General features: G+C 73.0%; 21 protein-coding genes. 19 read left to right on the forward strand and 2 right to left on the reverse strand.

Going from position 1 to position 23,883, the window contains the following annotated elements; translation table 11 throughout:
* Position 1 precedes the first annotated feature (1 nt).
* The 14 genes from AC07VC_RS04345 to dnaE all read left to right on the forward strand — a co-directional run bounded on the left by AC07VC_RS04345 (position 2) and on the right by dnaE (position 17,718).
* The gene (locus AC07VC_RS04345) at positions 2-1,411 is read left to right on the forward strand and encodes a UDP-N-acetylmuramoyl-tripeptide--D-alanyl-D-alanine ligase (RefSeq protein WP_494676027.1); all 1,410 of its coding nucleotides are present in this window, start codon (positions 2-4) and stop codon (positions 1,409-1,411) included.
* Positions 1,405-2,514: a phospho-N-acetylmuramoyl-pentapeptide-transferase gene (mraY, locus tag AC07VC_RS04350; RefSeq protein WP_094116074.1), complete on the forward strand. Its 1,110-nt coding sequence runs from the start codon at positions 1,405-1,407 to the stop codon at positions 2,512-2,514. The genes AC07VC_RS04345 and mraY overlap by 7 nt, the downstream gene beginning before the upstream one ends.
* Positions 2,515-2,516: 2 nt before the next feature.
* Positions 2,517-4,058: a UDP-N-acetylmuramoyl-L-alanine--D-glutamate ligase gene (gene murD, locus AC07VC_RS04355; protein WP_316298839.1), complete on the forward strand. Its 1,542-nt coding sequence runs from the start codon at positions 2,517-2,519 to the stop codon at positions 4,056-4,058.
* A complete protein-coding gene (ftsW, locus tag AC07VC_RS04360; RefSeq protein WP_494676026.1) occupies positions 4,015-5,304 on the forward strand; it encodes a putative lipid II flippase FtsW in 1,290 nt (429 codons plus the stop codon). The genes murD and ftsW overlap by 44 nt, the downstream gene beginning before the upstream one ends.
* Entirely contained in the window at positions 5,301-6,404 is a 1,104-nt protein-coding gene (gene murG / locus AC07VC_RS04365; protein ID WP_494676025.1) for an undecaprenyldiphospho-muramoylpentapeptide beta-N-acetylglucosaminyltransferase, read from the forward strand. Before ftsW ends, murG begins: the two co-directional genes overlap by 4 nt.
* A 46-nt stretch (positions 6,405-6,450) precedes the next feature.
* Entirely contained in the window at positions 6,451-7,881 is a 1,431-nt protein-coding gene (murC, locus tag AC07VC_RS04370) for a UDP-N-acetylmuramate--L-alanine ligase (RefSeq protein WP_494676024.1), read from the forward strand.
* A gap of 251 nt (positions 7,882-8,132) precedes the next feature.
* On the forward strand, positions 8,133-9,323 hold the full coding sequence (locus AC07VC_RS04375; RefSeq protein ID WP_494676023.1) for a cell division protein FtsQ/DivIB: 1,191 nt from the start codon (positions 8,133-8,135) through the stop codon (positions 9,321-9,323).
* Positions 9,324-9,459: 136 nt separating this feature from the next.
* Entirely contained in the window at positions 9,460-10,599 is a 1,140-nt protein-coding gene (gene ftsZ / locus AC07VC_RS04380; protein ID WP_317228708.1) for a cell division protein FtsZ, read from the forward strand.
* Positions 10,596-11,327: a YggS family pyridoxal phosphate-dependent enzyme gene (locus AC07VC_RS04385; RefSeq protein WP_494676022.1), complete on the forward strand. Its 732-nt coding sequence runs from the start codon at positions 10,596-10,598 to the stop codon at positions 11,325-11,327. The genes ftsZ and AC07VC_RS04385 overlap by 4 nt, the downstream gene beginning before the upstream one ends.
* 48 nt (positions 11,328-11,375) lie before the next feature.
* Complete coding sequence (locus AC07VC_RS04390) at positions 11,376-11,873, forward strand: cell division protein SepF (RefSeq protein WP_494676021.1); 498 nt, start codon at positions 11,376-11,378, stop codon at positions 11,871-11,873.
* A 66-nt stretch (positions 11,874-11,939) separates the two neighbouring features.
* The gene (locus AC07VC_RS04395; RefSeq protein ID WP_094116998.1) at positions 11,940-12,239 is read left to right on the forward strand and encodes a YggT family protein; all 300 of its coding nucleotides are present in this window, start codon (positions 11,940-11,942) and stop codon (positions 12,237-12,239) included.
* Positions 12,240-12,376: 137 nt separating this feature from the next.
* Entirely contained in the window at positions 12,377-13,060 is a 684-nt protein-coding gene (locus AC07VC_RS04400) for a DivIVA domain-containing protein (RefSeq protein WP_494676020.1), read from the forward strand.
* Between the two features lie 151 nt (positions 13,061-13,211).
* Positions 13,212-14,129, forward strand: coding sequence for an RluA family pseudouridine synthase (locus AC07VC_RS04405; protein ID WP_104343747.1), 918 nt, complete (start codon positions 13,212-13,214; stop codon positions 14,127-14,129).
* Between the two features lie 127 nt (positions 14,130-14,256).
* Positions 14,257-17,718, forward strand: coding sequence for a DNA polymerase III subunit alpha (dnaE, locus tag AC07VC_RS04410; RefSeq protein ID WP_494676572.1), 3,462 nt, complete (start codon positions 14,257-14,259; stop codon positions 17,716-17,718).
* Positions 17,719-17,746: 28 nt separating this feature from the next.
* Here the strand turns inward: dnaE and AC07VC_RS04415 are convergent, their stop codons facing one another.
* A complete protein-coding gene (locus AC07VC_RS04415) occupies positions 17,747-18,262 on the reverse strand; it encodes a flavin reductase family protein (RefSeq protein WP_494676019.1) in 516 nt (171 codons plus the stop codon).
* Between the two features lie 61 nt (positions 18,263-18,323).
* Here AC07VC_RS04415 and hisD point away from each other — a divergent pair, with 61 nt between their 5' ends.
* From hisD to AC07VC_RS04430, 3 genes are read left to right on the forward strand one after another with little or no spacing between them, the layout of a single operon-like run.
* Entirely contained in the window at positions 18,324-19,628 is a 1,305-nt protein-coding gene (gene hisD, locus AC07VC_RS04420; protein WP_494676571.1) for a histidinol dehydrogenase, read from the forward strand.
* Between the two features lie 17 nt (positions 19,629-19,645).
* The gene (gene nrdR, locus AC07VC_RS04425; protein WP_317228701.1) at positions 19,646-20,113 is read left to right on the forward strand and encodes a transcriptional regulator NrdR; all 468 of its coding nucleotides are present in this window, start codon (positions 19,646-19,648) and stop codon (positions 20,111-20,113) included.
* A 51-nt stretch (positions 20,114-20,164) separates the two neighbouring features.
* On the forward strand, positions 20,165-21,196 hold the full coding sequence (locus AC07VC_RS04430) for a quinone-dependent dihydroorotate dehydrogenase (RefSeq protein WP_494676018.1): 1,032 nt from the start codon (positions 20,165-20,167) through the stop codon (positions 21,194-21,196).
* 54 nt (positions 21,197-21,250) lie between these two features.
* Here AC07VC_RS04430 and AC07VC_RS04435 read toward each other — a convergent pair whose 3' ends face one another.
* Positions 21,251-21,844, reverse strand: coding sequence for a DUF3043 domain-containing protein (locus AC07VC_RS04435; protein WP_094116064.1), 594 nt, complete (start codon positions 21,842-21,844; stop codon positions 21,251-21,253).
* A gap of 40 nt (positions 21,845-21,884) precedes the next feature.
* Between AC07VC_RS04435 and AC07VC_RS04440 the strand changes: the two genes are divergently transcribed.
* Positions 21,885-23,306 carry a dipeptidase gene (locus AC07VC_RS04440; protein WP_494676017.1) on the forward strand — a complete coding sequence of 474 codons (1,422 nt, stop codon included), beginning with the start codon at positions 21,885-21,887 and terminating at the stop codon, positions 23,304-23,306.
* Between the two features lie 130 nt (positions 23,307-23,436).
* Complete coding sequence (gene erpA / locus AC07VC_RS04445; protein WP_094116062.1) at positions 23,437-23,799, forward strand: iron-sulfur cluster insertion protein ErpA; 363 nt, start codon at positions 23,437-23,439, stop codon at positions 23,797-23,799.
* Positions 23,800-23,883: the final 84 nt, after the last annotated feature.

Here is a 23,883-nt window from a genome sequence, read left to right on the forward strand (position 1 = left end):
CATGATCGCCCTCACCCTCGCCGAGATCGCCGAGGCGGTCGGCGGCCGCCTCCTGCTGCGCGGCAACGCCACGCCGCAGACCGTCGTGGACGGCGCGGTCGACACCGACAGCCGCCTCATCGCCCCCGGCGGCGTCTTCGTCGCCAAGCCCGGCGAGGAGACCGACGGCCACCTCTTCGCGCCCGCCGCCGTCGAGGCCGGCGCGGCGCTCCTCCTCGTGGAGCGCGAGCTCGACCTGCCCGTGCCGCAGGTGCTCGTGCCGGACGTCGTCGACGCGCTCGGCGCCCTCGCCCACGAGGTCGTCGCCCGGGTGCGCGCGGTCGGCGACCTGCGGATGGTCGCGGTCACCGGATCCAACGGGAAGACCACGACGAAGAACCTGCTGCACGCCATCCTCTCCACGCAGGGCGAGACCGTGTCGCCCGTGGCGTCGTTCAACAACGAGGTCGGCGCGCCCCTCACCATGCTCAAGGTCACCCGCTCGACGCGCTTCCTCGTCGCGGAGATGGGCGCGAGCGGCCTCGGCGAGATCACGCGCCTCATCCGCATGGCGAAGCCGGACGTGGGCATCGTGCTCACGGTGGGCCTCGCGCACGCGGGCGGCTTCGGCGGGATCGAGCGGACGCTGGCCACCAAGACCGAGATGGTCGCCGACCTCCTGCCGGAGGACACGGCCGTCCTCAACGTCGACGACCCGCGCGTCGCGTCCATGAGCGACAAGACCGCGGCGCCCGTCCTCTGGTTCGGCCGGGACGCGCGCGCCGCCGTGCATGCCACCGACGTCGTCGCCTCCGCCGCGGGCACCACGTTCACGCTCCACCTGCCCGACGGGTCGGCGCGTCCCGTCTCGTTCCGCGTGCTCGGCGAGCACCACGTCACCAACGCGCTGGCCGCGGCCGCCGGCGCCTGGGCGCTGGGCGTCGACGGCGACGCCATCGTCGCCGCCCTCCAGACGGTGCAGCGCGCCGAGCGCTGGCGGATGGAGGTGCTCGGCGGCAACGGCGTCACCGTCATCAACGACGCCTACAACGCGAGCCCCGACTCCATGGCGGCGGCGCTGCGCACCCTCGCGCAGATCAAGGGCCCGGACCAGCGCACGGTCGCCGTCCTCGGCGAGATGAGCGAGCTCGGCGAGTTCTCCGAGGAGGAGCACGACCGGGTGGGGCTCCTCGCGGTCCGCCTCAACATCGGCCAGCTCGTGGTGGTCGGCCGTGCCGCGCGCCGCCTGCACCTCGAGGCCATCGCGCAGGGCTCCTGGGACGGCGAGTCGATCTTCGCCGAGGACGCCGCCGAGGCGCGCGAGGTGCTCGACCGCATCCTCCGCGACGGCGACCTGGTGCTCGTCAAGTCGTCGAACTCCGCCGGCCTCCGGTTCCTCGGCGACGAGCTGGGGGAGCGGTACTCGTGGTAGCGCTCCTCTTCGCGGGCGCCTTCTCGCTCGCCTTCACGCTGTTCCTCACGCCGCTGTTCATCAAGCTGTTCCACCGCCTCCAGTGGGGGCAGTTCATCCGCGACGACGGCCCGCAGACCCACCACACCAAGCGCGGCACCGCGACGATGGGCGGCATCGTCATCATCCTGGCGAGCGTGCTCGGCTACTTCGTGGGGCATCTGCTCACGTGGGACGGGATCCGGTTCGACCCGGTGACGCCCTCCGGCCTCCTCGTCGTGTTCATGATGGTGGGCCTCGGGTTCGTCGGGTTCCTCGACGACTACCTCAAGACCCGCAAGCAGCAGTCCCTCGGCCTCGGCGGCTGGCAGAAGATCGCCGGCCAGGTGCTCGTCGCCGCCGTCTTCGCGGTGCTCGCCATCACGCTGCGCGACCCGGTGTCGGGCCTCACGCCGGCGTCCACGGCCATCAGCCTGTTCCGCGACCTGCCGCTCGACTTCATGGCCCTCGGCGCGGTCGTCGGCACGGCCCTGTTCATCGTCTGGATCTGCCTCATCGTCGCCAGCACGTCGAACGGCGTGAACGTGGCCGACGGGCTCGACGGCCTGGCCGCGGGCGCCTCCATCTTCTCCATCGGCTCCTACGTCATCATCGGCTTCTGGCAGTTCAACCAGTCCTGCGACAGCGTCTCGAGCTACCAGAACGAGTACCGCTGCTACGAGGTCGCCAGCCCCCTCGACCTCGCGATCATCGCGGCGTCGATCGTGGGTGCGCTCATCGGCTTCCTCTGGTGGAACACCTCGCCCGCGCAGATATTCATGGGCGACACCGGGTCCCTCGGCCTCGGCGGCGCCCTCGCGGCCCTCGCCATCCTCAGCCGCACGGAGCTCCTGCTCGTCTTCATCGGCGGCCTGTTCGTGATCGTCGCGGGGTCGGTGATCCTGCAGCGCATCTACTTCAAGCTCACCAAGGGCAAGCGCATCTTCCTGATGAGCCCGCTCCACCACCACTTCGAGCTGAAGGGGTGGGCCGAGGTCACGGTCGTCGTGCGCTTCTGGATCATCGCCGGGCTGCTGGTCGCGGCCGGCGTCGGCACCTTCTACCTGGAATGGATCACGCAGTAGAGATGACGGACCCTCTCGACGACGGCACGGCCCCCGCACGACCGGGCTCCCTGCACAGCTGGCACGACGACTGGACCGGCCTCCGCGTCGCCGTCCTCGGGCTCGGCCGCACGGGGTTCTCGGTCGCCGACACGCTCGTCGAGCTCGGCGCCGACGTGCTCGTGGTGGCCGCCGACGCCTCCCCGGAGCGGCTCGCCCTGCTGGACGTGATCGGCGGGCGGCTCGTGCGGCCGACCGAGGAGGAGCCCGTCCCGGCGGAGCTCGTCGCGTTCGCCCCGGAGCTCGTCGTCGTGTCGCCGGGCTACGCGCCGACGCACCCGCTGCCGGCGTGGGCGTCCGCGGCCGGCATCCCGCTGTGGGGCGACATCGAGCTCGCCTGGCGCGTCCGCGACAAGACGGGCACGCCCGCCGAGTGGATCACCATCACCGGCACCAACGGCAAGACCACCACCACGCAGCTCACCGCGGCGCTGCTGCAGGAGGGCGGCGTTCGGGCGGTCCCGTGCGGGAACATCGGCCTGCCCGTGCTCGACGTCGTCCGGCACCCCGACGGGTTCGACGTGCTCGTCGTCGAGCTCTCGAGCCACCAGCTGCACTACATGCGGGAGGTGCGGCCCTACTCGAGCGCGTTCCTGAACCTCGCCGACGACCACCTCGAGTGGCACGGGTCCCGGAGCGCCTACGCCGCCGCCAAGGGCCGCGTCTTCGCCGACACCCGCGTCGCGTGCGTCTACAACCGCGCCGACCGCGCCACGGAGGACGCCCTCCGCGACGCCGACGTGCAGGACGGCGCCCGTGCCATCGGCTTCGGCCTCGACGCCCCCGGTCCGAGCGACCTCGGCATCGTCGACGGGATCCTCTGCGACCGCGCCTTCCTCGAGGAGCGCTTCACGTCGGCGCTCGAGCTGACGACCCTCGACGAGCTGCGCGCGGTCGGGCTCGCCGCGCCGCACATCGTGCAGAACATCCTCGCCGCGGCCGCCCTCGCGCGCTCCTACGGCGTCGAGCCCGGCGTCGTCCGGCAGGCGCTCCTGCGCTTCGAGCTGGACAGCCACCGGATCGAGCGGATCGGCCAGCGCGACGGGGTCGCGTTCGTCGACGACTCCAAGGCGACCAACCCGCACGCGGCATCCGCGTCGCTCGCGGCCTTCCCCTCGGTGGTCTGGATCGTGGGCGGCCTCCTCAAGGGCGTCGAGCTGGACGAGCTCATCGGCGCCCACGCGCGTCGCCTGCGGGCCGCCGTCGTCATCGGCGTCGAGCGCGAGGGGGTCCTCGCGGCATTCGGACGACACGCGCCCGACGTCACCGTCCTCGAGGTGGCCGAGAGCGACACTGAGGAGGTCATGCGGTCCGCGGTGCGGCTCGCGGCGGGCGTGGCCCGGGAGGGCGACACCGTCCTGCTGGCCCCGGCAGCGGCATCCATGGACCAATTCACCGACTACGCCGACCGCGGGCGCCGATTCCGCGCCGCGGTCGACCACCACCTGGGAGGTGCGGCGGATGACACTGCCCCCGAGAACGACGCGGACCCCGCGCACGGCTGACGCGCCGGGCCCCCGCGGTCCGCGCACCACGCCGGCGGCCGGGCAGGGCGAGCAGGAGGGCACGCAGCGTCGCGGGCTCGCCGCCCGCATCCACCTCGGCCGCGCCTTCCACGCCGAGAGCGGCTCCTACTTCCTGCTGCTCGGCACGACGCTGTTCCTGGTCGTCTTCGGCCTCGTGATGGTGCTGTCCTCCTCGAGCATCGACTCCTTCGTCGCCGGCGGCGGCTTCTTCGGCATCTTCCTCAAGCAGGGCATGTTCGCGCTCATCGGCATCCCGCTGATGCTGGTGGTCTCGCTCGTGCCGCCCATGTTCTGGAAGCGCTGGGCCTGGATCCTCCTCATCGCGGCGTGCGGCGTGCAGCTGCTCGTCTTCGGCCCCCTCGGCGTGAAGGTCGGCGAGAACGTGGGTTGGATCCGCGTCGGCGGCATGACCTTCCAGCCGGCCGAGCTCATCAAGGTGGGCCTCGTGCTCTGGCTCGGCTTCATCCTCGCGCGGAAGCGGAACGCGCTGCGCACCTGGCGCGAGGTGCTCATCCCCGTGCTGCCCATCGCCGGCGGCGCCGTCGGGCTGGTGGCGCTCGGACAGGACCTCGGGACCGTCATCATCATGGCGAGCATCGTGCTCGGCGCTCTGTTCTTCGCGGGCGTCCCCATCGGCAAGCTCGGCATCATGCTGGCCGTCGGCTCCGCGATGGCGGTCGTCATGACGGTCGTGAGCGACAGCCGGCTCCGCCGCGTGACCGAGTTCCTCACGGGCGAGTGCGACTACGCGGGCGGATGCTGGCAGGCCACGCACGGCCTCTACGCCCTCGCGGCCGGCGGCGTGTTCGGCGTGGGCCTCGGCAACTCGAAGGCCAAGTGGATGTGGCTGCCCGAGGCCGACAACGACTACATCTTCGCGATCATCGGCGAGGAGCTGGGGCTCATCGGCGCGATCGTCGTCATCCTGCTGTTCGTCGTGCTCGCGATCGGCTTCATCCGCGTGATCCGCGCCAACACCGACACCTTCGCGCGCGTCGCGACGGGCGCGGTCATGACGTGGATCATCGTGCAGGCCTTCGTGAACATCGGGGTGGTGCTGAACCTGCTCCCGGTCCTCGGGGTGCCCCTCCCGTTCGTCTCCTCCGGAGGCTCGTCGCTCGTGACGACGCTCGTGGCCATGGGCATCGTGCTCGGCTTCGCGCGGAAGCCCACGACCGAGGAGTCGCCGGACGTGGTCCCCGCCGTCATCGGGATGCGGTCGTGACCGTCTACCTGCTGGCCGGCGGCGGCACCGCCGGGCACGTGAACCCGCTCCTGGCGGTCGCGGACGAGCTCCGCGCGCGCGAGCCCGAGGCGACGATCCTGGTGCTCGGCACGCGCGAGGGCCTCGAGGCCCGGCTCGTCCCCGCCCGCGGCTACGAGCTGCTCACCATCGCCCGGCTGCCGTTCCCGCGTCGTCCGGACCGGGCCGCGGTCCGCTTCGCACCGGCCTTCACGCGGGCGGTCGGCCAGATCCGCCGGATGATCGCCGAGCGCGCGGTCGACGTGGTGGTCGGCTTCGGCGGGTACGCGGCCGCGCCGGCGTACCTGGCCGCGCGCCGCTCGGGGATCCCGGTCGTCGTGCACGAGGCCAACGCCTCCCCGGGGCTCGCCAACCGCCTCGGCGCCCGCGTCGCAGCCGCCGTCGGCATCACGTTCCCGGGCACCGCGCTCGGGCCGCGCGCGCAGGTGGTCGGCATGCCGCTGCGCCGGGAGATCGCGACCCTCGACCGCGCGGCGGTCCGCGCCGAGGCCCGTGCGGCGCTCGGGCTCGACGCCGACCGGCCGACCCTGCTGGTGACGGGAGGGTCGACGGGCGCCCGCAGCCTCAACCGCGCCGTCGTCCAGGTCGCCCCTGCCATCACCGGCACCGGCGCGCAGATCCTCCACATCGTGGGCGGCGCGCAGGAGTTCACCGACCCGGGCGTCGACCGCTACCACGTCCTCGGCTACTCCGACCGCATGGAGCTCGCCATCGCCACCGCCGACCTGGTCGTCTCGCGCGCCGGGGCGGGCGCCCTCTCCGAGCTGACCGCCGTCGGCGTCCCCGCGGTGTACGTGCCGTACCCGGTCGGCAACGGGGAGCAGGCGGTCAACGTGCGCGGCGTCGTCGCGGCCGGCGGCGGCATCGTCGTCGCGGACGCGGACTTCACGCCCGACTGGATCCTCGCCCGCGTCCTCCCGCTCCTGTCCGACCCGGCGGCGCTCGCGCGCATGTCCGAGGCCGCGGCGTCCGTCGGCTCGCGCGACGGCGCGGCGCGCATGGCCGACCTCGTCGGGGACGCCCTCGCCGCCCGACCGCCCCGGCCCGTCGCGCGGCGCTGACCGCCCTCCCGCCGCCCCCGCTTCCCACCTCCCGAGGAGACCGCACGTGATCGCACCCGACCTGACCATGGACATCCCGACCGAGCTCGGGCGCGTGCACTTCGTGGGCATCGGCGGATCCGGCATGAGCGGCATCGCGCGCCTGTTCCTCGCCGCGGGGCACCGCGTCACGGGCTCCGACTCGCGTGACTCGGACGCGGTCCAGGCCCTCCGCGACCTCGGCGCCGAGATCCACGTCGGCCACGACGCCGCGCACGTGGGGGATGCCGAGGCCCTCGTCGTCACGGGCGCCCTGTGGCAGGACAACCCCGAGTACGTGCTCGCGAAGGAGCGGGGCCTCCCGATCCTGCACCGCTCGCAGGCGCTCGCCTGGCTCATCTCGGGCCAGCGGCTCGTGGCGGTCGCGGGCGCGCACGGCAAGACGACGTCCACGGGCATGATCGTGACCGCGCTGCTCGAGGCCGGGCGCGACCCCTCCTTCGTCAACGGCGGCGTGATCGGCGGGCTCGGCGTCTCGAGCGCCCCCGGGTCCGAGGAGCTGTTCGTGGTCGAGGCCGACGAGTCCGACGGCTCGTTCCTGCTCTACGACACCGCCGTGGCGCTCATCACCAACGTCGATGCCGACCACCTCGACCACTACGGCTCCCACGAGGCCTTCGACGACGCCTTCGTGCGGTTCGCCAGCGCCGCCTCCGAGCTCGTCGTCATCTCCAGCGACGACCCGGGCGCCCGTCGCGTGACCGCGCGCGTCGCGGGTCGCATCGTCACGTTCGGCGAGGACCCGGCCGCCGACGTGCGGATCTCCGACATCGTCACCGACGGCCCGGTCGCCTTCACGCTCACCCACGAGGGCGTGTCGCGCCGCGCCGCGCTGCGCGTCCCCGGACGACACAACGCGATCAACGCGGCCGGCGCCTACGCCGTGCTCGTGGGCCTCGGCGTCGAGCCCGACGACGCGATCGCCGGCCTCGCCGGGTTCTCCGGCACCGGTCGTCGCTTCGAGCTCCACGCGGAGGTCCGCGGCGTCAGCGTCTACGACGACTACGCGCACCACCCCACGGAGGTGCGTGCGGCCCTCGAGGCGGCTCGCACGGTCGTGGGCTCCGGCCGCATCATCGCCGTGCACCAGCCGCACCTCTTCAGCCGGACGCAGATGATGGCGGGCGACTTCGCGCGCGTGTACGAGGAGCTCGCGGACCACACCATCGTCCTCGACGTGTTCGGCGCCCGTGAGGACCCGATCCCCGGCGTCACGGGCGCCCTCGTCTCGGAGCGGTTCACGGACCCCGCCCACGTGGACTACCTGCCCGACTGGCAGCAGGCGGCCGACCGCGCGGCGGAGATCGCCCGCGACGGCGACTTCATCGTGACCCTCAGCTGCGGCGACGTGTACCGGATCATCCCGCAGGTGATCGGCGCGCTCGAGGGCCCGTCCGCATCCGCCGACCCCGCCGCGTCCCCCCGGCCGCGCGAGTGAAGCGGCCCGAGGGCTTCGACCGGCCCCGGGTCCCGGAGCAGCCCGCGGCCGCGCGCCCCGGTGACGGCGAGGATCGGCCCGTCCGGCGTCGGCGGTCCCGTGACGCCGTGCCGCCGTCGGCGACCCCGCAGTCGGCGACCCCGCAGTCCGCGAGCCCGCAGCCCTCGACGCCGCCGTCCCGTGCCGGGCACGACCCTGCCCCGGCGCGCACGGGCGCCGGAGCGCCGACCCGGCCCGCCGCCCCGCGTCCCGTGACGGCCCCGCCCGTCCCGCGCACCGGCGCCGCGCCCGGCACCCGCGCTGGATCCGCGGCGCCCGCGGCGCCCGCGGCGCCCGCCGTACCCACGCCGCAGCGCACGCCCTCCGCCGCGCGTCCCCGTGCCGACTGGCGCGACGACGACGAGCCCGACACCGAGCCCATCGTGCTGCCGCACCTCGCGCAGGCGCCCGTGGAGGCACCCCCCACGCCCCGGACGGGCCGGGAGCAGGCTGCGCCGACCCGTGGGGGCCTGGCCGGGCGGCTCGGGGCCCGTGCACGCGGCGCGGCCGACGCCGCCGCCTCCTCCTCCTCCGCGACGGCCGCCCGGCCCCTCCGTCGGCGCACCCACGCCGACGGCGACGGGGACGCCACCCCCCGGGCCCATCGACCCGCCCGGCCCGCGAGCGCGGCCACGGGCGACGCCGAGGCGCGACGGCAGCTCCGCCGCGCCCGCCGGGAGCGGCAGCGGTACGAGCGCCAGGAGGTCCGGCGGTTCACCCAGCGCGCACGGCGCCGCCGGGCGGGACTCCTCGGCGCGCTCGGCGCGTTCCTGGTCCTCGCCCTCGTCGTCGGCATCGCCGTGTACTCGCCGCTCCTCGCGCTCCGCACGGTCGAGGTGGAGGGAGCGGACCGCGTGTCCCCGTCGAGCATCCAGGCGGCCCTCGCCGACCAGGTCGGCACGCCGCTGCCGCTCGTCGACCTCGACCGCGTCGGCGACGAGCTCCGCGCCTTCCCGCTCATCCGCAGCTACAGCACCGAGAGCCGGCCGCCGTCGACGCTCGTGATCCGCATCGTCGAGCGGACTCCCGTCGCCGTGATCCAGTCCGGCGCGGGCTTCGACCTCGTCGACCCCGCCGGCGTGACGATCGAGCGCGCCACGGCGCGTCCCGACGGCTACCCGGTCATCGACCTGCCGAGCGCGGACTTCACGAGCCCGCGGTTCCAGGCGGCCACCGCCGTGCTCGTGGCCCTCCCGGCCGACTTCCTGCCCCAGGTCGACAGCATCCAGGCCAACACGACCGACGACGTGACGCTCACCCTCCGCAGCGGCAAGGAGGTCCTGTGGGGGAGCGGGGAGCGCTCGGCCGACAAGGCGCAGGTGCTGCAGGCGCTCGTGAAGGCCCGTGACGACGTCGGCTCGTACGACGTGTCGGCGCCCGACGCGCCCGTCGCCGGACCCTGATCCCGGCGGGCTTCGCGACACGCGGCACGGGAGTCGTCGCGCCGACCCGGAGCCCCCTAACGTCGGGACCAGGAAATGCATACTGAGTAAACTCTAAGCCTCCACCGGAGGTCGAAGGTTCTAGCGGAGGCCCGTCGTGTCGAACAACCAGAACTACCTCGCCGTCATCAAGGTCGTCGGCATCGGCGGTGGCGGCGTCAACGCCGTCAACCGCATGATCGAGCTCGGTCTGCGCGGCGTGGAGTTCATCGCGATCAACACCGACGCGCAGGCGCTGCTCATGAGCGACGCCGACGTCAAGCTCGACGTCGGACGCGAGATCACCCGGGGCCTCGGCGCCGGCGCCGACCCCGAGGTCGGCCGTCGCGCAGCCGAGGACCACGCGGAGGAGATCGAGGAGGCGCTGGCCGGCGCCGACATGGTCTTCGTCACCGCGGGCGAGGGCGGCGGCACGGGCACGGGCGGCGCGCCCGTCGTGGCGCGCATCGCGAAGTCGATCGGCGCGCTCACCATCGGCGTCGTGACGAAGCCGTTCGGCTTCGAGGGCAAGCGCCGCTCGGCGCAGGCCGAGCTCGGCGTCGCGACGCTGAAGAACGAGGTCGACACCCTCATCGTCGTCCCGAACGACCGCCTGCTGGAGATCAGCGACCGCGGCATCAGCATGCTCGAGGCGTTCGCGACCGCCGACCAGGTCCTCCTCGCGGGCGTCCAGGGCATCACCGACCTCATCACCACCCCCGGCCTCATCAACCTCGACTTCGCCGACGTGAAGTCGGTCATGCAGGGGGCCGGCTCCGCGCTCATGGGGATCGGCTCGTCCCGCGGCGCCGACCGGTCGATCAAGGCCGCCGAGCTGGCGGTCGCCTCGCCGCTGCTCGAGGCGAGCATCGAGGGCGCGCACGGCGTGCTGCTCTCGATCCAGGGCGGGTCGAACCTCGGCATCTTCGAGATCAACGACGCGGCCAAGCTCGTGCAGGAGGCGGTGCACCCCGAGGCGAACATCATCTTCGGCGCGGTCATCGACGACACGCTCGGCGACGAGGTGCGCGTCACCGTCATCGCCGCGGGCTTCGACGGCGGCGAGCCGTCGGCCAAGGTCGAGAACCGCCGCAGCGGCTTCGTCGCGGCCGGCGGGGGAGCGGTCACCGCGCCCGAGGCGGTCGCCGCCGCCCCTGCGCGTCCGCAGGCGGAGGCCCCCGTCGCGTCCGTCCCGGCCAGCGACCCGACCTTCGAGGACGACGGCGACGACCTGGACATCCCCGACTTCCTGAAGTGACCGACGGACCGCGCTCCGACGGTGCCGCGGCACCGCACGCCCACCCCGACGCGGCCCATCCGGGCCTCGCCGAGCGGTGGGCGTCCGTGCGGGAGGACGTCGCCGAGGGCATCCGCCGGGCCGGGCGCAGCCCGGAGGAGGTGACCACCATCGTGGTCACGAAGTTCCAGCCGGTGTCCCTCATCCGCGCGCTAGTCGACCTCGGGGTCCGCGACTTCGGCGAGAGCCGGCACCAGGAGGCCCAGGGCAAGGCGGCGGAGCTCGACGGACGGGGCCTGGCGTGGCACTTCGTCGGACAGCTCCAGGGCAAGAAGGCGCGCCAGGTGCGCCGCTACGCCTCCGTCATCCACTCGGTCGACCGTCCGTCGCTCGTGGACGCGCTCGCCTCCGACGAGCAGGAGACGCGCGTCTTCCTGCAGGTCAACCTCACCGACGACGCGGACCGGGGCGGCGTGCCGCCCGCCGGGGCGGAGGCCCTCGCGGAGCACGCGGCGCGGGCCGCCGGCATCCGCGTCCTCGGCGTCATGGCGGTGGCCCCCGACGACGGGGAGCCGCGCCGCGCCTTCGCCCGGCTGCGCGGCCTCTCGGACGACGTGCGGCGCATCCTGCCCGACGCCCGCGCCATCTCGGCGGGCATGTCCGGCGATCTGCGCGAGGCGCTCCTCGAGGGCGCGACACACCTTCGGATCGGGTCGGCAATCACGGGAAAGCGGCCCGACCGCCCTTAATGTCGGGAGTGCGGTCCGGTTCGTCAGGCCGACCCGGAAAGAGGAATGATGGCCAACCCACTTCGCAAGACCATGGTGTACCTGGGACTCGCCGACGAGGAGCTCGACTACCAGCAGCAGCAGCCGCAGCCCGCGCAGCCGCAGCAGTCCCCCGTCCAGGCCGTCCCGACGCCCGCCCCCGCTCCCCAGCAGCAGGCCAAGCGCGCACCCGTGACCCCCCTGCACAAGCCCTCGACCACCACAAGGAATGCGGCGCCGGCTGAAATGAACGAGATCCTCACCGTCCACCCCAAGGCCTACAAGGACGCCCAGGTCATCGCCGAGAACTTCCGCGAGGGCGTTCCGGTCATCATCAACCTCTCGCAGATGACGGACGACGACGCCCGCCGCCTCATCGACTTCGCCAGCGGCCTCTCCATCGGCCTCTACGGCAAGATCGAGCGCGTCACCGCCAAGGTCTTCCTCCTCTCGCCGTCGCACGTCGCCGTCTCCGGCGAGCAGTCGGCCACCGAGGCCGAGGTCGAGGCGTCGTTCTTCGGACGCTGATCCTCGGAGCCCCGTGATGGCGGGCGTCGGCGGGAGCTCCCACCGGCGCCCGCCATACTTGTGTCCGTGATCATCGTGAACATCGTCGCCACCGTCGTGTGGTTCGCCCTCCTGGCGTTCATCATCTGCATGTGGGGCCGCTTCGTCCTCGACCTGGTCCAGTCGCTGTCGCGCCAGTGGCGTCCGCGCGGGGCGATGCTCATCGTGGCGGAGGCGTCGTACACGGTCACGGACCCGCCCATCGGCTTCGTCCGCCGCCTCATCCCGCCGCTCCGCCTCGGCCCGGTGGCGCTCGACTTCGGCTGGATGATCACGATGCTCGTCGCCATCATCCTGTTCAACGTCGTCGGCGGCCTGATGCGCTGACGACCGCCGCCTCGCTCCGGATCCGCCCTCCGGTCCCCGGACCGCCGCCATCCGCTGGTAGCGTTGAGGCGCACGTTGTCCCGAATCCCCGTCCGCTCGCGCGGACCCCGCTCTACGCACAAAAGAGGTGGCAGGCCATGGCTCTCACTCCTGAAGACGTCGTCAACAAGCGTTTCCAGCCGACCAAGTTCCGCGAGGGATACGACCAGGACGAGGTGGACGACTTCCTCGACGAGGTGGTCGTCGAGCTGCGCCGTCTCCACCAGGAGAACGAGGAGCTGCGCCAGCGTCTCGGCTCGGGCGATGCCGCCCCCGCCGCGACCACGGCCATCGAGACCCCCGCTCCCGCCCCCGCCGCGGTCGAGCAGGCCCCCGTCGTCGCCGAGCCCGAGCCCGAGCCCGAGGCCGCTCCGGAGCCGGAGCCCGTCGCGGCCCCGGTCGTCGCGCAGGCGCCCGCCGCCGCCCCCGCCGCAGCCGCCGCGGACGACGACGACGAGACCTCCAGCACCAGCAGCCTCCTCAAGCTCGCGCGCAAGCTGCACGAGGAGCACGTCCGCGAGGGCGTCGAGAAGCGCGACGCGCTCGTCGCGGAGGCCCACGCCACCGCCGCGCGCATCGCCGCCGAGGCCGAGGCCGAGCAGCGCTCGAAGACCGCCGTGCTCGAGAAGGAGCGCCAGGTGCTCGAGGGCCGCATCGACGAGCTCCGCACCTTCGAGCGCGAGTACCGCACCAAGCTCAAGGGCTACATCGAGGGCCAGCTCCGCGAGCTGGACGCCTCCGGCTCCAGCGAGGCGCCCGCCACCGCCTCGTTCGGCAGCTAGCACCCGCACCACCCGCACGCCCGACGGCGGCGTGGGTCCCGCACGGCATGCGCCGCGGGTCCCGCGTCGCCGTCGTCGTTCGCGCCGACGGGCCGGATCCGCCGCCCCGGCCCGCATCGCCCCGCACCGCACCGCACCGGAAGAGGTCCCCATGGAGCACCGCACCCTCCCCGTCCCCGACGGACTCGACGGGCAGCGCGTCGACGCGGGCCTCGCGCGGCTGCTCGGCTTCTCGCGCAGCTTCGCGGCCGAGGTCGCCGAGTCCGGCGGGGTGACGCAGGACGGGCGGGAGGCCGGCAAGTCCGACCGCCTCGTGGGCGGGTCGATGCTCGCCGTCAGCTGGCAGCCGCGGCAGGAGCCGTCCGTGGTGCCGCTCGCGGTCCCCGACCTCGGCATCGTGCACGACGACGACGACATCGTCGTGGTCGACAAGCCCGTGGGCGTCGCGGCCCACCCGAGCGTGGGGTGGACGGGGCCGACCGTCCTCGGGGCGCTGGCCGCCGCCGGGTTCCGGCTCAGCACGTCCGGCGCGGAGGAGCGCCAGGGCATCGTGCACCGCCTCGATGCGGGCACGAGCGGTCTCATGGTCGTCGCGAAGACGGAGCGCGCGTACACGGAGCTCAAGCGGCAGTTCCACGACCGCGAGGTCGAGAAGGTCTACCACGCCGTCGTCCAGGGCCACCCGGATCCCCTCGCGGGCACCATCGACGCCCCCATAGGGCGCCATCCGCGCAGCGACTGGAAGTTCGCGGTCACCGCCGACGGCAAGCCCTCCGTCACCCACTACGAGACGCTCGAGGCGTTCCCGCGCGCGGCCCTGCTGGAGGTGCACCTGGAGACGGGACGCACCCACCAGATCCGCGTGCACATGGCCGCGCAGCGCCACCCCTGCGTGGGCGACGCCATGTACGGCGCCGACCCCACGATCTCCGCCCAGCTCGACCTGCACCGCCAGTGGCTGCACGCCATGCGGCTCGAGATCACGCACCCCGCGACGGGCGACCGCGCCTCGTTCTCGAGCACCTACCCGGCGGACCTCCAGCACGCGCTCGACGTCCTCCGCGACTGACGCGCGACACGCGGCCGGGCCCTCCGGGGCCTGCCTAAGATGGCCACACCTCGATCAGACCAGCAGATAGGGACCCGTGCCCCGCAACGACTCGTTCGTCCATCTCCACGTCCACAGCGAGTACTCCATGCTCGACGGCGCGGCCCGCGTCGGCCCGCTGGTCCAGGCGGCCGCCGAGCAGGCCATGCCCGCCGTCGCGATCACCGACCACGGCAACGTCTTCGGCGCCTTCGACTTCTGGAAGCAGGCCAGGAACGCGGGCGTCAAGCCCATCATCGGCACCGAGGCCTACATCACGCCGGGCACCCACCGCGGCGACCGCACGCGCATCCGCTGGGGCAACGGCGGCCAGGACGACGTCTCCGGATCCGGCGCCTACACGCACCTCACGATGCTGGCGGAGACGACCGAGGGCATGCACAACCTCTTCCGCCTGTCCTCGCGCGCGTCCCTGGAGGGGTACTACTTCAAGCCCCGCATGGACCGCGAGCTCCTGAGCACCTACGCCACGGGGCTCATCGCGACCACGGGCTGCCCGTCCGGCGAGGTGCAGACGCGCCTCCGGCTCGGCCAGTACGACGAGGCGGTCAAGGCCGCGAGCGACTACCGCGACATCTTCGGGGCCGGCAACTACTTCTGCGAGATCATGGACCACGGCCTCGGCATCGAGCGGCGGATCATGAGCGACCTCCTCCGCCTCGCAAAGGACCTCGACCTCCCGCTCGTCGCGACCAACGACCTCCACTACACGCACGAGCACGACGCGACCAGCCACGCGGCGCTCCTGTGCGTCCAGTCGGGCACGACGCTCGACGACCCCAACCGCTTCAAGTTCGACGCCGACGAGTTCTACCTGAAGACCGCCGCGCAGATGCGGCACCTGTTCCGCGACCACGAGGAGGCGTGCGACAACACGCTGCTCATCGCCGAGCGCTGCGACGTGCAGTTCAACGAGTCGGCGAACTACATGCCGCGGTACCCCGTCCCCGAGGGCGAGAGCGAGCAGACCTGGTTCGTGAAGGAGGTCGAGCGCGGGCTCGTCCGCCGCTACCCGGCCGGCTTCTCCGACGAGGTCCGCAAGCGCGCCGACTACGAGGTCGGCGTCATCGCGCAGATGGGCTTCCCGGGCTACTTCCTCGTCGTCGCCGACTTCATCGGCTGGTCGCGGGAGAACGGGATCCGCGTGGGTCCGGGCCGCGGCTCGGGCGCGGGTTCCATGGTCGCGTACGCCATGGGCATCACCGACCTCGACCCGCTGCAGCACGGCCTGCTCTTCGAGCGGTTCCTGAACCCGGACCGCGTCTCCATGCCCGACTTCGACGTCGACTTCGACGACCGTCGCCGCGGCGAGGTCATCCGGTACGTGACGGACAAGTACGGCGACGAGCGCGTGGCCCAGATCGTCACGTACGGCACGATCAAGGCGAAGCAGGCCCTCAAGGACTCCAGCCGCGTGCTCGGGTACCCCTTCTCTATGGGCGACACGCTCACCAAGGCCATGCCGCCGGCGATCATGGGCAAGGACATCCCGCTGTCCGGCATCCTCGACACCGACCACCCGCGCTACCGCGAGGCCGGCGACTTCCGCGAGGTCCTCGCCATGGACCCGGAGGCGCAGAAGGTCTTCGAGACCGCGCAGGGCATCGAGAACCTGAAGCGCCAGTGGGGCGTGCACGCGGCCGGCGTCATCATGTCGAGCGAGCCGCTCATCGACATCATCCCGATCATGAAGCGGGAGCAGGACGGCCAGATCGTCACGCAGTTCGACTACCCGGCCTGCGAGTCCCTCGGGCTCATCAAGATGGACTTCCTGGGGCTCCGGAACCTCACGATCATCGACGACGCGCTCAACAACATCGAGTCGAACCGCGGCGAGAAGCTCGTCCTCGAGGACCTGGGCCTGGACGACCGCGCCGCGTACGACCTGCTCGCCCGCGGCGACACCCTCGGAGTGTTCCAGCTCGACGGCGGCCCGATGCGGTCGCTGCTGCGCATGATGAAGCCGGACGACTTCGAGGACATCTCCGCCGTCATCGCGCTGTACCGCCCGGGACCCATGGGCGCGAACTCGCACACCAACTACGCGCTGCGGAAGAACGGGCTCCAGGAGATCACGCCCATCCACCCGGAGCTCGAGGAGCCCCTGCGCGAGGTGCTCGGCACCACGCACGGCCTGATCGTGTACCAGGAGCAGGTGATGTCGGTCGCGCAGAAGCTCGCCGGCTTCACGCTCGCGCAGGCCGACCTCCTGCGCCGCGCCATGGGCAAGAAGAAGAAGTCCGAGCTCGACAAGCAGTTCGCGGGCTTCTCGCAGGGCATGCAGGACAACGGCTACTCGATGGCCGCGGTGAAGGCGCTCTGGGACATCCTCCTGCCCTTCTCCGACTACGCCTTCAACAAGGCGCACTCCGCCGCCTACGGCGTGGTCTCGTACTGGACCGCGTACCTCAAGGCGCACTACCCGGCCGAGTACATGGCCGCGCTGCTCACGAGCGTGGGCGACTCCAAGGACAAGATGGCGCTCTACCTCAACGAGTGCCGCCGCATGGGCATCAAGGTGCTCCCGCCGGACGTCAACGAGTCGATCGGCTTCTTCGCGGCCGCCGGCGCCGACATCCGCTTCGGGCTGGGCGCCGTGCGGAACGTCGGGTCCAACGTGGTCGAGGCCCTCCGGGGCGCGCGCGCGGAGCAGGGCGCCTTCGAGTCCTTCGACGACTTCCTCAAGAAGGTCCCGCTGCCGGTCGCCAACAAGCGCACGGTGGAGTCGCTCATCAAGGCCGGCGCGTTCGACTCGCTGGGCGACACCCGTCGGGCCCTCCTCGAGGTCCACGAGGGCATGATCGACGCATCCGTGAGCGACAAGCGCGCCGCCATGAACGGGCAGGTCGGGTTCGACTTCGACAGCCTCTGGGACGAGCCGCAGCACGCGCGGAAGGTCCCCGAGCGTCCGGAGTGGGCGAAGCGCGACAAGCTCGCGTTCGAGCGCGAGATGCTCGGGCTCTACGTCTCCGACCACCCGCTCGCGGGCCTCGAGATCCCGCTCGCGAAGCTCGCCTCCACGGGCATCGCGGAGCTGCTGGCCACCGACGCGTCGATGGACGGCGAGACGGTCACGCTCGCGGGCCTGCTCACGAGCGTGCAGCACCGCACGGCGCGGAACTCGGGCAACCAGTACGGCATGGTCCAGCTGGAGGACTTCGGCGGCGAGATCACCTGCATGTTCATGGGCAAGGCGTACCAGGAGTTCGCGCCGGCGCTGCAGGGCGACACCGTCGTGGTGATCCGCGGCCGCGTGTCCACGCGCGACGACGGCATGAACATCCACGCGTTCTCGATGTTCCAGCCCGACCTCGGCCAGAGCCTGGGGTCCGGTCCGCTGCTCATCAGCCTCGCCGAGAACCGCGCCACGACGGAGACCGTCATGGGCCTCAACGACGTGCTGATCCGGCACTCGGGCGACACGGAGGTCCGGCTGCAGCTCGTCAAGGGCGACAGCGGGCGCGTGTTCGAGATCCCGTACCCGGTCACGGTGAGTGCGGACCTCTACGGCGAGCTCAAGTCCCTGCTCGGGCCGAACTGCCTGGGCTGACCCCCGGCCCCGGCCCGTCGTGGACCGTTCAGGCCTCGGCGCCCGGGCGGAGGTAGCGACGGGCGTGGTAGACGAGCGGCTCGTCGTCGACGCCCGGGCCGCCGTCCTCGATGCGCACGATGACGACGATGGCGTCGTGCACGTGGATCCGCTCGACGATGCGGGCCACGAGCAGCGCGGTGCCCCCGTCGAGGACGGGGAGCCCGTGCGGGCCCGGGGACCAGTGGTCGCCCGCGAAGCGCTCGGAGGCCGGGCCGCTGAGGCGCTCGGCGAGGTGCCGGTCGCGTGCCCCGAGGACGTGGATGGCCACGTGGTCCGCCTCCTCGAGGGCCGCGGCGCTCGACGCCCTGCGGGCGAGGCTGAAGCTCGCGAGTGGCGGGTCGGCCGACACCGAGGAGAGCGACGTGGCGGTGAAGCCGACGGGGGAGCCGGCGGCGTCACGCGCGGTGACGACGGCGACGCCGGCCGCGTGGCGCCGGAAGGCGGCGCGGAAGGCGTCCAGGCCTCGGGCCTCGGAGAGCGTGGTGGCGGGGTGCGCGTCCATGCATCGAGACGCTAGCCGCCGGATCCGCCGACCGCCCGCTCGGTAGACTTCCGGAGTCATGATGCGCATCCAGGACCTCCGCGGCACCACGCCCAGCACCGCCGACCTGCTCGACCTCCTCCCGCGTCCGGTCACCGACGTGGCCGTCGCGCTCGACGTCGCCCGCGAGCTCGTGGAGGACGTCCGCACGCGGGGGAGCGCCGCGCTGCTCGACCAGGCGGAGCGGCTCGACCGCGTGCGCCCCGGCTCCCTGCGCGTCCCGGCCGAGGCGATCGCGGACGCCGTCGCGGGCCTGGACCCCGCCGTCCGCGCCGCCCTCGAGGAGGCCATCCGACGCGTCCGGCTCGGCTCGGCCGCGCAGGTCCCGGCCGAGACCACCACGACCGTCGTGCCCGGCGGCACCATCGTCCAGCGCTGGCAGCCGGTGCGCCGCGTCGGCCTCTACGTGCCCGGTGGCAAGGCCGTCTACCCGTCCAGCGTGGTGATGAACGTCGTGGCGGCCCAGGTGGCCGGCGTCGCCAGCATCGCGCTCGCCTCGCCGGCGCAGGCGGCGCACGGGGGCTCCGTGCACCCCGTGATCCTCGGGGCGGCCGGCCTCCTCGGCGTCACCGAGGTCTACGCGATGGGCGGCGCGGGGGCCATCGGCGCCTTCGCGCACGGGGTCGCCGACCTCGGGCTCGAGCCCGTCGACGTCGTCACCGGGCCCGGCAACATCTACGTCGCCGCCGCGAAGCGCGTCGTGCGGGGCGTGACGGGGATCGACTCGGAGGCCGGCACCACCGAGATCCTCGTGATCGCCGACCACGCCGCGGACGCGCGACTCGTGGCCGCCGACCTCTTGAGCCAGGCGGAGCACGACGAGATGGCCGCGTCCGTCCTCGTCACGGACTCCCCGGAGCTCGCCCGTGCGGTCGACGCCGAGGTCGCGGCGCTGGCCGCGACGACGGGCCACTCCGCGCGCGTCGTCCAGGCGCTCACCGGCCCGCAGTCCGCGATCCTCGTGGTCGACGACCTCGAGACGGCCGCGCGCTACAGCGACGCCTACGGGCCCGAGCACCTCTCCGTGCAGACGACCGACCCCGACGCCCTCCTCGCGCACCTGCACAGCGCCGGCGCGATCTTCCTCGGACCGCACTCGCCCGTGAGCCTCGGCGACTACCTGGCAGGCTCCAACCACGTCCTCCCCACCGGCGGGCAGGCGAGGTTCGGATCCGGCCTCGGCGCGTACACGTTCCTCCGCCCCCAGCAGGTGGTGCGCTACGACGCCGACGCCCTCCGGGAGGCGGAGCCGCTGATCGTCGCGCTCAGCCGCGCCGAGGACCTGCCGGCGCACGGCGACGCCGTGACGGCGCGCCTCGGGCGCTGACGTATCCTGGCCACACCATGTTCTGCCCCTTCTGCCGCCACCCCGACTCCCGCGTCGTCGACTCCCGCACGAGCGACGACGGCCTGTCGATCCGCCGTCGGCGGCAGTGCCCCGAGTGCGGTCGTCGCTTCAGCACCACGGAGACCGCGAGCCTGAGCGTCATCAAGCGCAACGGCGTCGTCGAGCCGTTCAGCCGCGAGAAGATCGTCACCGGCGTCCGCAAGGCGTGCCAGGGTCGTCCCGTCACCGACACCGACCTCGCGGTCCTCGCCCAGCGGGTCGAGGAGGCCATCCGCGCCACGGGCGCGTCGCAGATCGAGGCCAACGACATCGGGCTGTCGATCCTCCCGCCGCTCCGTGAGCTCGACGAGGTGGCGTACCTGCGGTTCGCGAGCGTCTACCAGGGCTTCGACTCGCTCGACGACTTCGAGTCGGCCATCGCCCAGCTGCGCGTCGCGCACGCGGCGTCCCCCGACCGGCCCTGACCCGCGCCCACGCCGCGGGACGGCCTGGGCGCAGGCGCTAGCCTGGTGCCGATGTATCCCCTCCTCTTCCGCACGGTCCTGTCGCGCATGGACCCGGAGGACGCGCACCACCTGGCGTCCACGGCCATCGCCCTCCTCCCGCCGTCCGGCTTCGGCTGGATCGCGCGACGCCTGACCGCGCCGGACCCGTCGCTCGCGGTCGACGCCCTCGGGCTCCGCTTCCCGTCGCCGTTCGGCGTGGCCGCCGGCTTCGACAAGGACGCGCAGGCCGTGCTCGGCCTCGGCCAGCTCGGCTTCGGCCACGTGGAGGTCGGGACGGTCACCGCCGTCGCCCAGCCGGGCAACCCGCGGCCGCGGCTCTTCCGCCTCGTCGAGGACCGCGCGGTCATCAACCGGATGGGCTTCAACAACGGGGGAGCGGTGGCCCTCGCCGACCGCCTGCGCCGGCTCCGCGCGCGCCGTGACCGGCCCGTCATCGGCGTCAACATCGGCAAGACCCGAGCCGTCGCCGTCGAGGACGCCGTCGCCGACTACGTGCGGACGACGCGCCTCGTCGCCCCCGTGGCCGACTATCTCGCGGTGAACGTGAGCTCGCCGAACACGCCGGGGCTGCGGGGCCTGCAGGAGATCGAGCTGCTCCGACCGCTGCTGACCAGCATCCGCGACGCGGCCGACGGCGTGCCCGTGCTCGTCAAGATCGCGCCGGATCTGCGGGACGCCGAGGTGGAGCGCATCGCGGGGCTCGCGACCGAGCTCGGCCTCGCCGGCGTCATCGCCACGAACACCACGCTCTCCCGGGAGGGGCTGCGGACCGACGCATCGGTCGTCGAGTCCGCGGGCGCGGGCGGGCTCTCCGGCGCGCCCCTGGCCGCGCGATCGCTCGAGGTCCTGGGCCTCCTCCGCCGCGCGCTCCCGGGGGACGCCTGCGTGATCTCGGTCGGCGGCGTGGACACGGCCGAGGACGTCCAGGCGCGCCTGGACGCGGGAGCGACGCTCGTGCAGGGTTACACGGCGTTCCTGTACCGGGGTCCGCTGTGGGCCCGGTCGATCAACGCCGGCCTCGCCCGAATCCGCCGGGGCTGACCGGTCCGCGCCCCGGCGGCGACGCCGCGAACCGGACGCGGCCCGCGGGACGGATCAGCTGAAGGTGACCTTCTCGCGGCGCTTCACCTGCGGCTTGGGCAGGCGCATGGGGCGCATCTGGATGGTGCGCATGCCGGCGTACCAGCGGATCCCGCGCTCGAGGCGGTCGGCCCCGACCCGCGCGACGATGGCGGCGCGCACGCGGCGGCCCGTGAAGTACGCGTCGATGATGGCCGCGATGACGAACACGTAGATCGACAGCAGCGGGATCGCCGACAGGTTCGGCAGCACGAAGGTGAGGACGACGACCACGCCCATGACCGGGAGCAGGAGCTCGCCGACGCTCCAGCGGGAGTCGACGACGTCGCGCGCGAACCGCTTCTGCGGGCCCTTGTCCCGGACGGGCAGGTAGCGCTCGTCCCCGGCGGCCATGCCGGCATTGGCACGGGCTCGCGCCTCGCGTGCCTTCTCCTTGGCCTGCTGGGCCGCGAGCTTGCGGTCCTGCGGCACGAGCGGGCGGAGGTTCGCGGCCTCGCGCTCCCGACGGGTGGGGGTCGGGCCCTTCTTCCCGTCGGCCGTGCGACCGTCCACGGGCGCCGCGGCGCTCGTCTCGGAGGGGGTCTCTGCGGGTGTCTGCTGCTTCGCCACGTCTCTCGTCCTTGCCTGGAGTGAATCTAAGATTAGCTGCATGACGCCTCCCGACACCTCCGCAGACGCCGTGACCGCACCGGACCAGGAGGCCGTCGACCGGCTCGCCGCCGCCGTCGCGGGTGGGTTCCCCACCACCGTCGCCGACCTCTCGGCCCTCGTCCGCATCCCCAGCGTCTCCTGGCCGGCGTTCGACCCGACCCACGTCGCGGCCAGCGCGGACGCCGTCGCGGGTCTCCTCGCCGGCCTGGGCGTCTTCGACGACGTGTCGGTGCACCGGGCGACCACGCCGTCGGGCGACGACGGGCAGCCGGCGGTGCTGGCGACCCGGGCCCCCCGGAACGGGAAGCCCACCGTCCTCCTCTACGCGCACCACGACGTGCAGCCCCCCGGCGCCGACGAGCACTGGGAGACGCCCCCCTTCGAGCCCACCCTCCGCGGCGAGCGGCTGCACGGTCGCGGCGCCTCGGACGACAAGGCCGGGATCATGACGCACGTCGCCGCCATCCGCGCGCTCGTCGAGGAGGAGGGCGACGACCTCGAGCTCGGCCTCGCGGTGTTCATCGAGGGGGAGGAGGAGGCGGGGTCGCGCTCCTTCTCCGACTTCCTCGCCACGCACCACGACGCCCTCGCCGCCGACGTCATCGTGGTCGCCGACAGCGACAACTGGGACGTCGACACCCCGTCCATCACCATCGCCCTCCGCGGCAACGTCACGTTCCGCTTGACGGTGCGGACGCTCGACCACGCCTCGCACTCCGGCATGTTCGGGGGCGCCGTCCCGGACGCCATGATGGCCGCCATGCGTCTCCTCGACTCGCTCTGGGATGCCGACGGGTCCGTCGCGGTCGCGGGCCTCACGTCCACCGCCATGGAGACGCCCGCCTACGACGACGCGCGCCTCGCGGAGGAGGCGGCGCTGCTCCCGGGCGTCAGGGCCATCGGCACGGGGCCGATCCTCACGCGCCTGTGGGCGCAGCCCTCCATCACCGTGACCGGCATCGACGCCCCGTCGGTCGCCAACGCGAGCAACACCCTGCTGCCGGAGGTGTCCGTCCGCATCAGCGCCCGCATCGCCCCCGGGCAGACCGCCGCCGACGCGTACGAGGCCCTGGAGGCGCACGTCCAGGGCAACCGTCCCTTCGGCGCCCACGTCGAGATCAGCGACGTGGACCAGGGCGATCCCTTCCTCGTCGACACGAGCGGATGGGCGATGGCGGAGGCGACGGCCGCGATGACCGCCGGCTGGGGACGCGCCCCCGTGCAGGCCGGGATCGGCGGCTCCATCCCGTTCATCGCCGACCTGGTCGAGGCCTTCCCGTCCGCCCAGATCCTGGTGACCGGCGTCGAGGACCCCGACACCCGGGCGCACAGCCCGAACGAGTCGCAGCACCTCGGCGTCCTCCAGCGCGCCATCCTCAGCGAGGCCGTCCTCCTGTCGCGCATCGCCCGCCGGGCCTGATCGAGGACCCCCGCCCGCGACGGTCGGATCCGCACGGGCGGGCGGGAACACCCGGGTGGCGCTCGCGGTTGCACCACGTAGACTCCCGAGGAGTCGCCCGACCGCAGATCCCACCACCCGAGGAGTGCTCATGACCGACACCACGCTGACCGAGACCGCGTCCGCGGCCCACCGCGTCGGCCTCACGGACACCGCCGCAGGCAAGGTCAAGAGCCTGCTCCAGCAGGAGGGCCGCGAGGACCTCCGCCTCCGCGTCGCCGTCCAGCCCGGCGGCTGCTCCGGCCTCATCTACCAGCTCTACTTCGACGAGCGCGAGCTCGACGGCGACGCGACGGTCGACTTCGACGGCGTCGAGGTCATCGTCGACAAAATGAGCGTCCCGTACCTGGACGGCGCCACCATCGACTTCGAGGACACCATCCAGAAGCAGGGCTTCACCATCGACAACCCCAACGCGGGCGGCTCGTGCGCATGCGGGGACTCGTTCCACTGACACATGGAACGGTAAGCGATCCAGGCCCGTGGAACCGGGCTTCGAACAGGGAGTCGTCCTTCGGGCGGCTCCCTGTCGCGTAGG

The organism is Clavibacter sp. GW821-FHT01D01 (assembly GCF_059422605.1).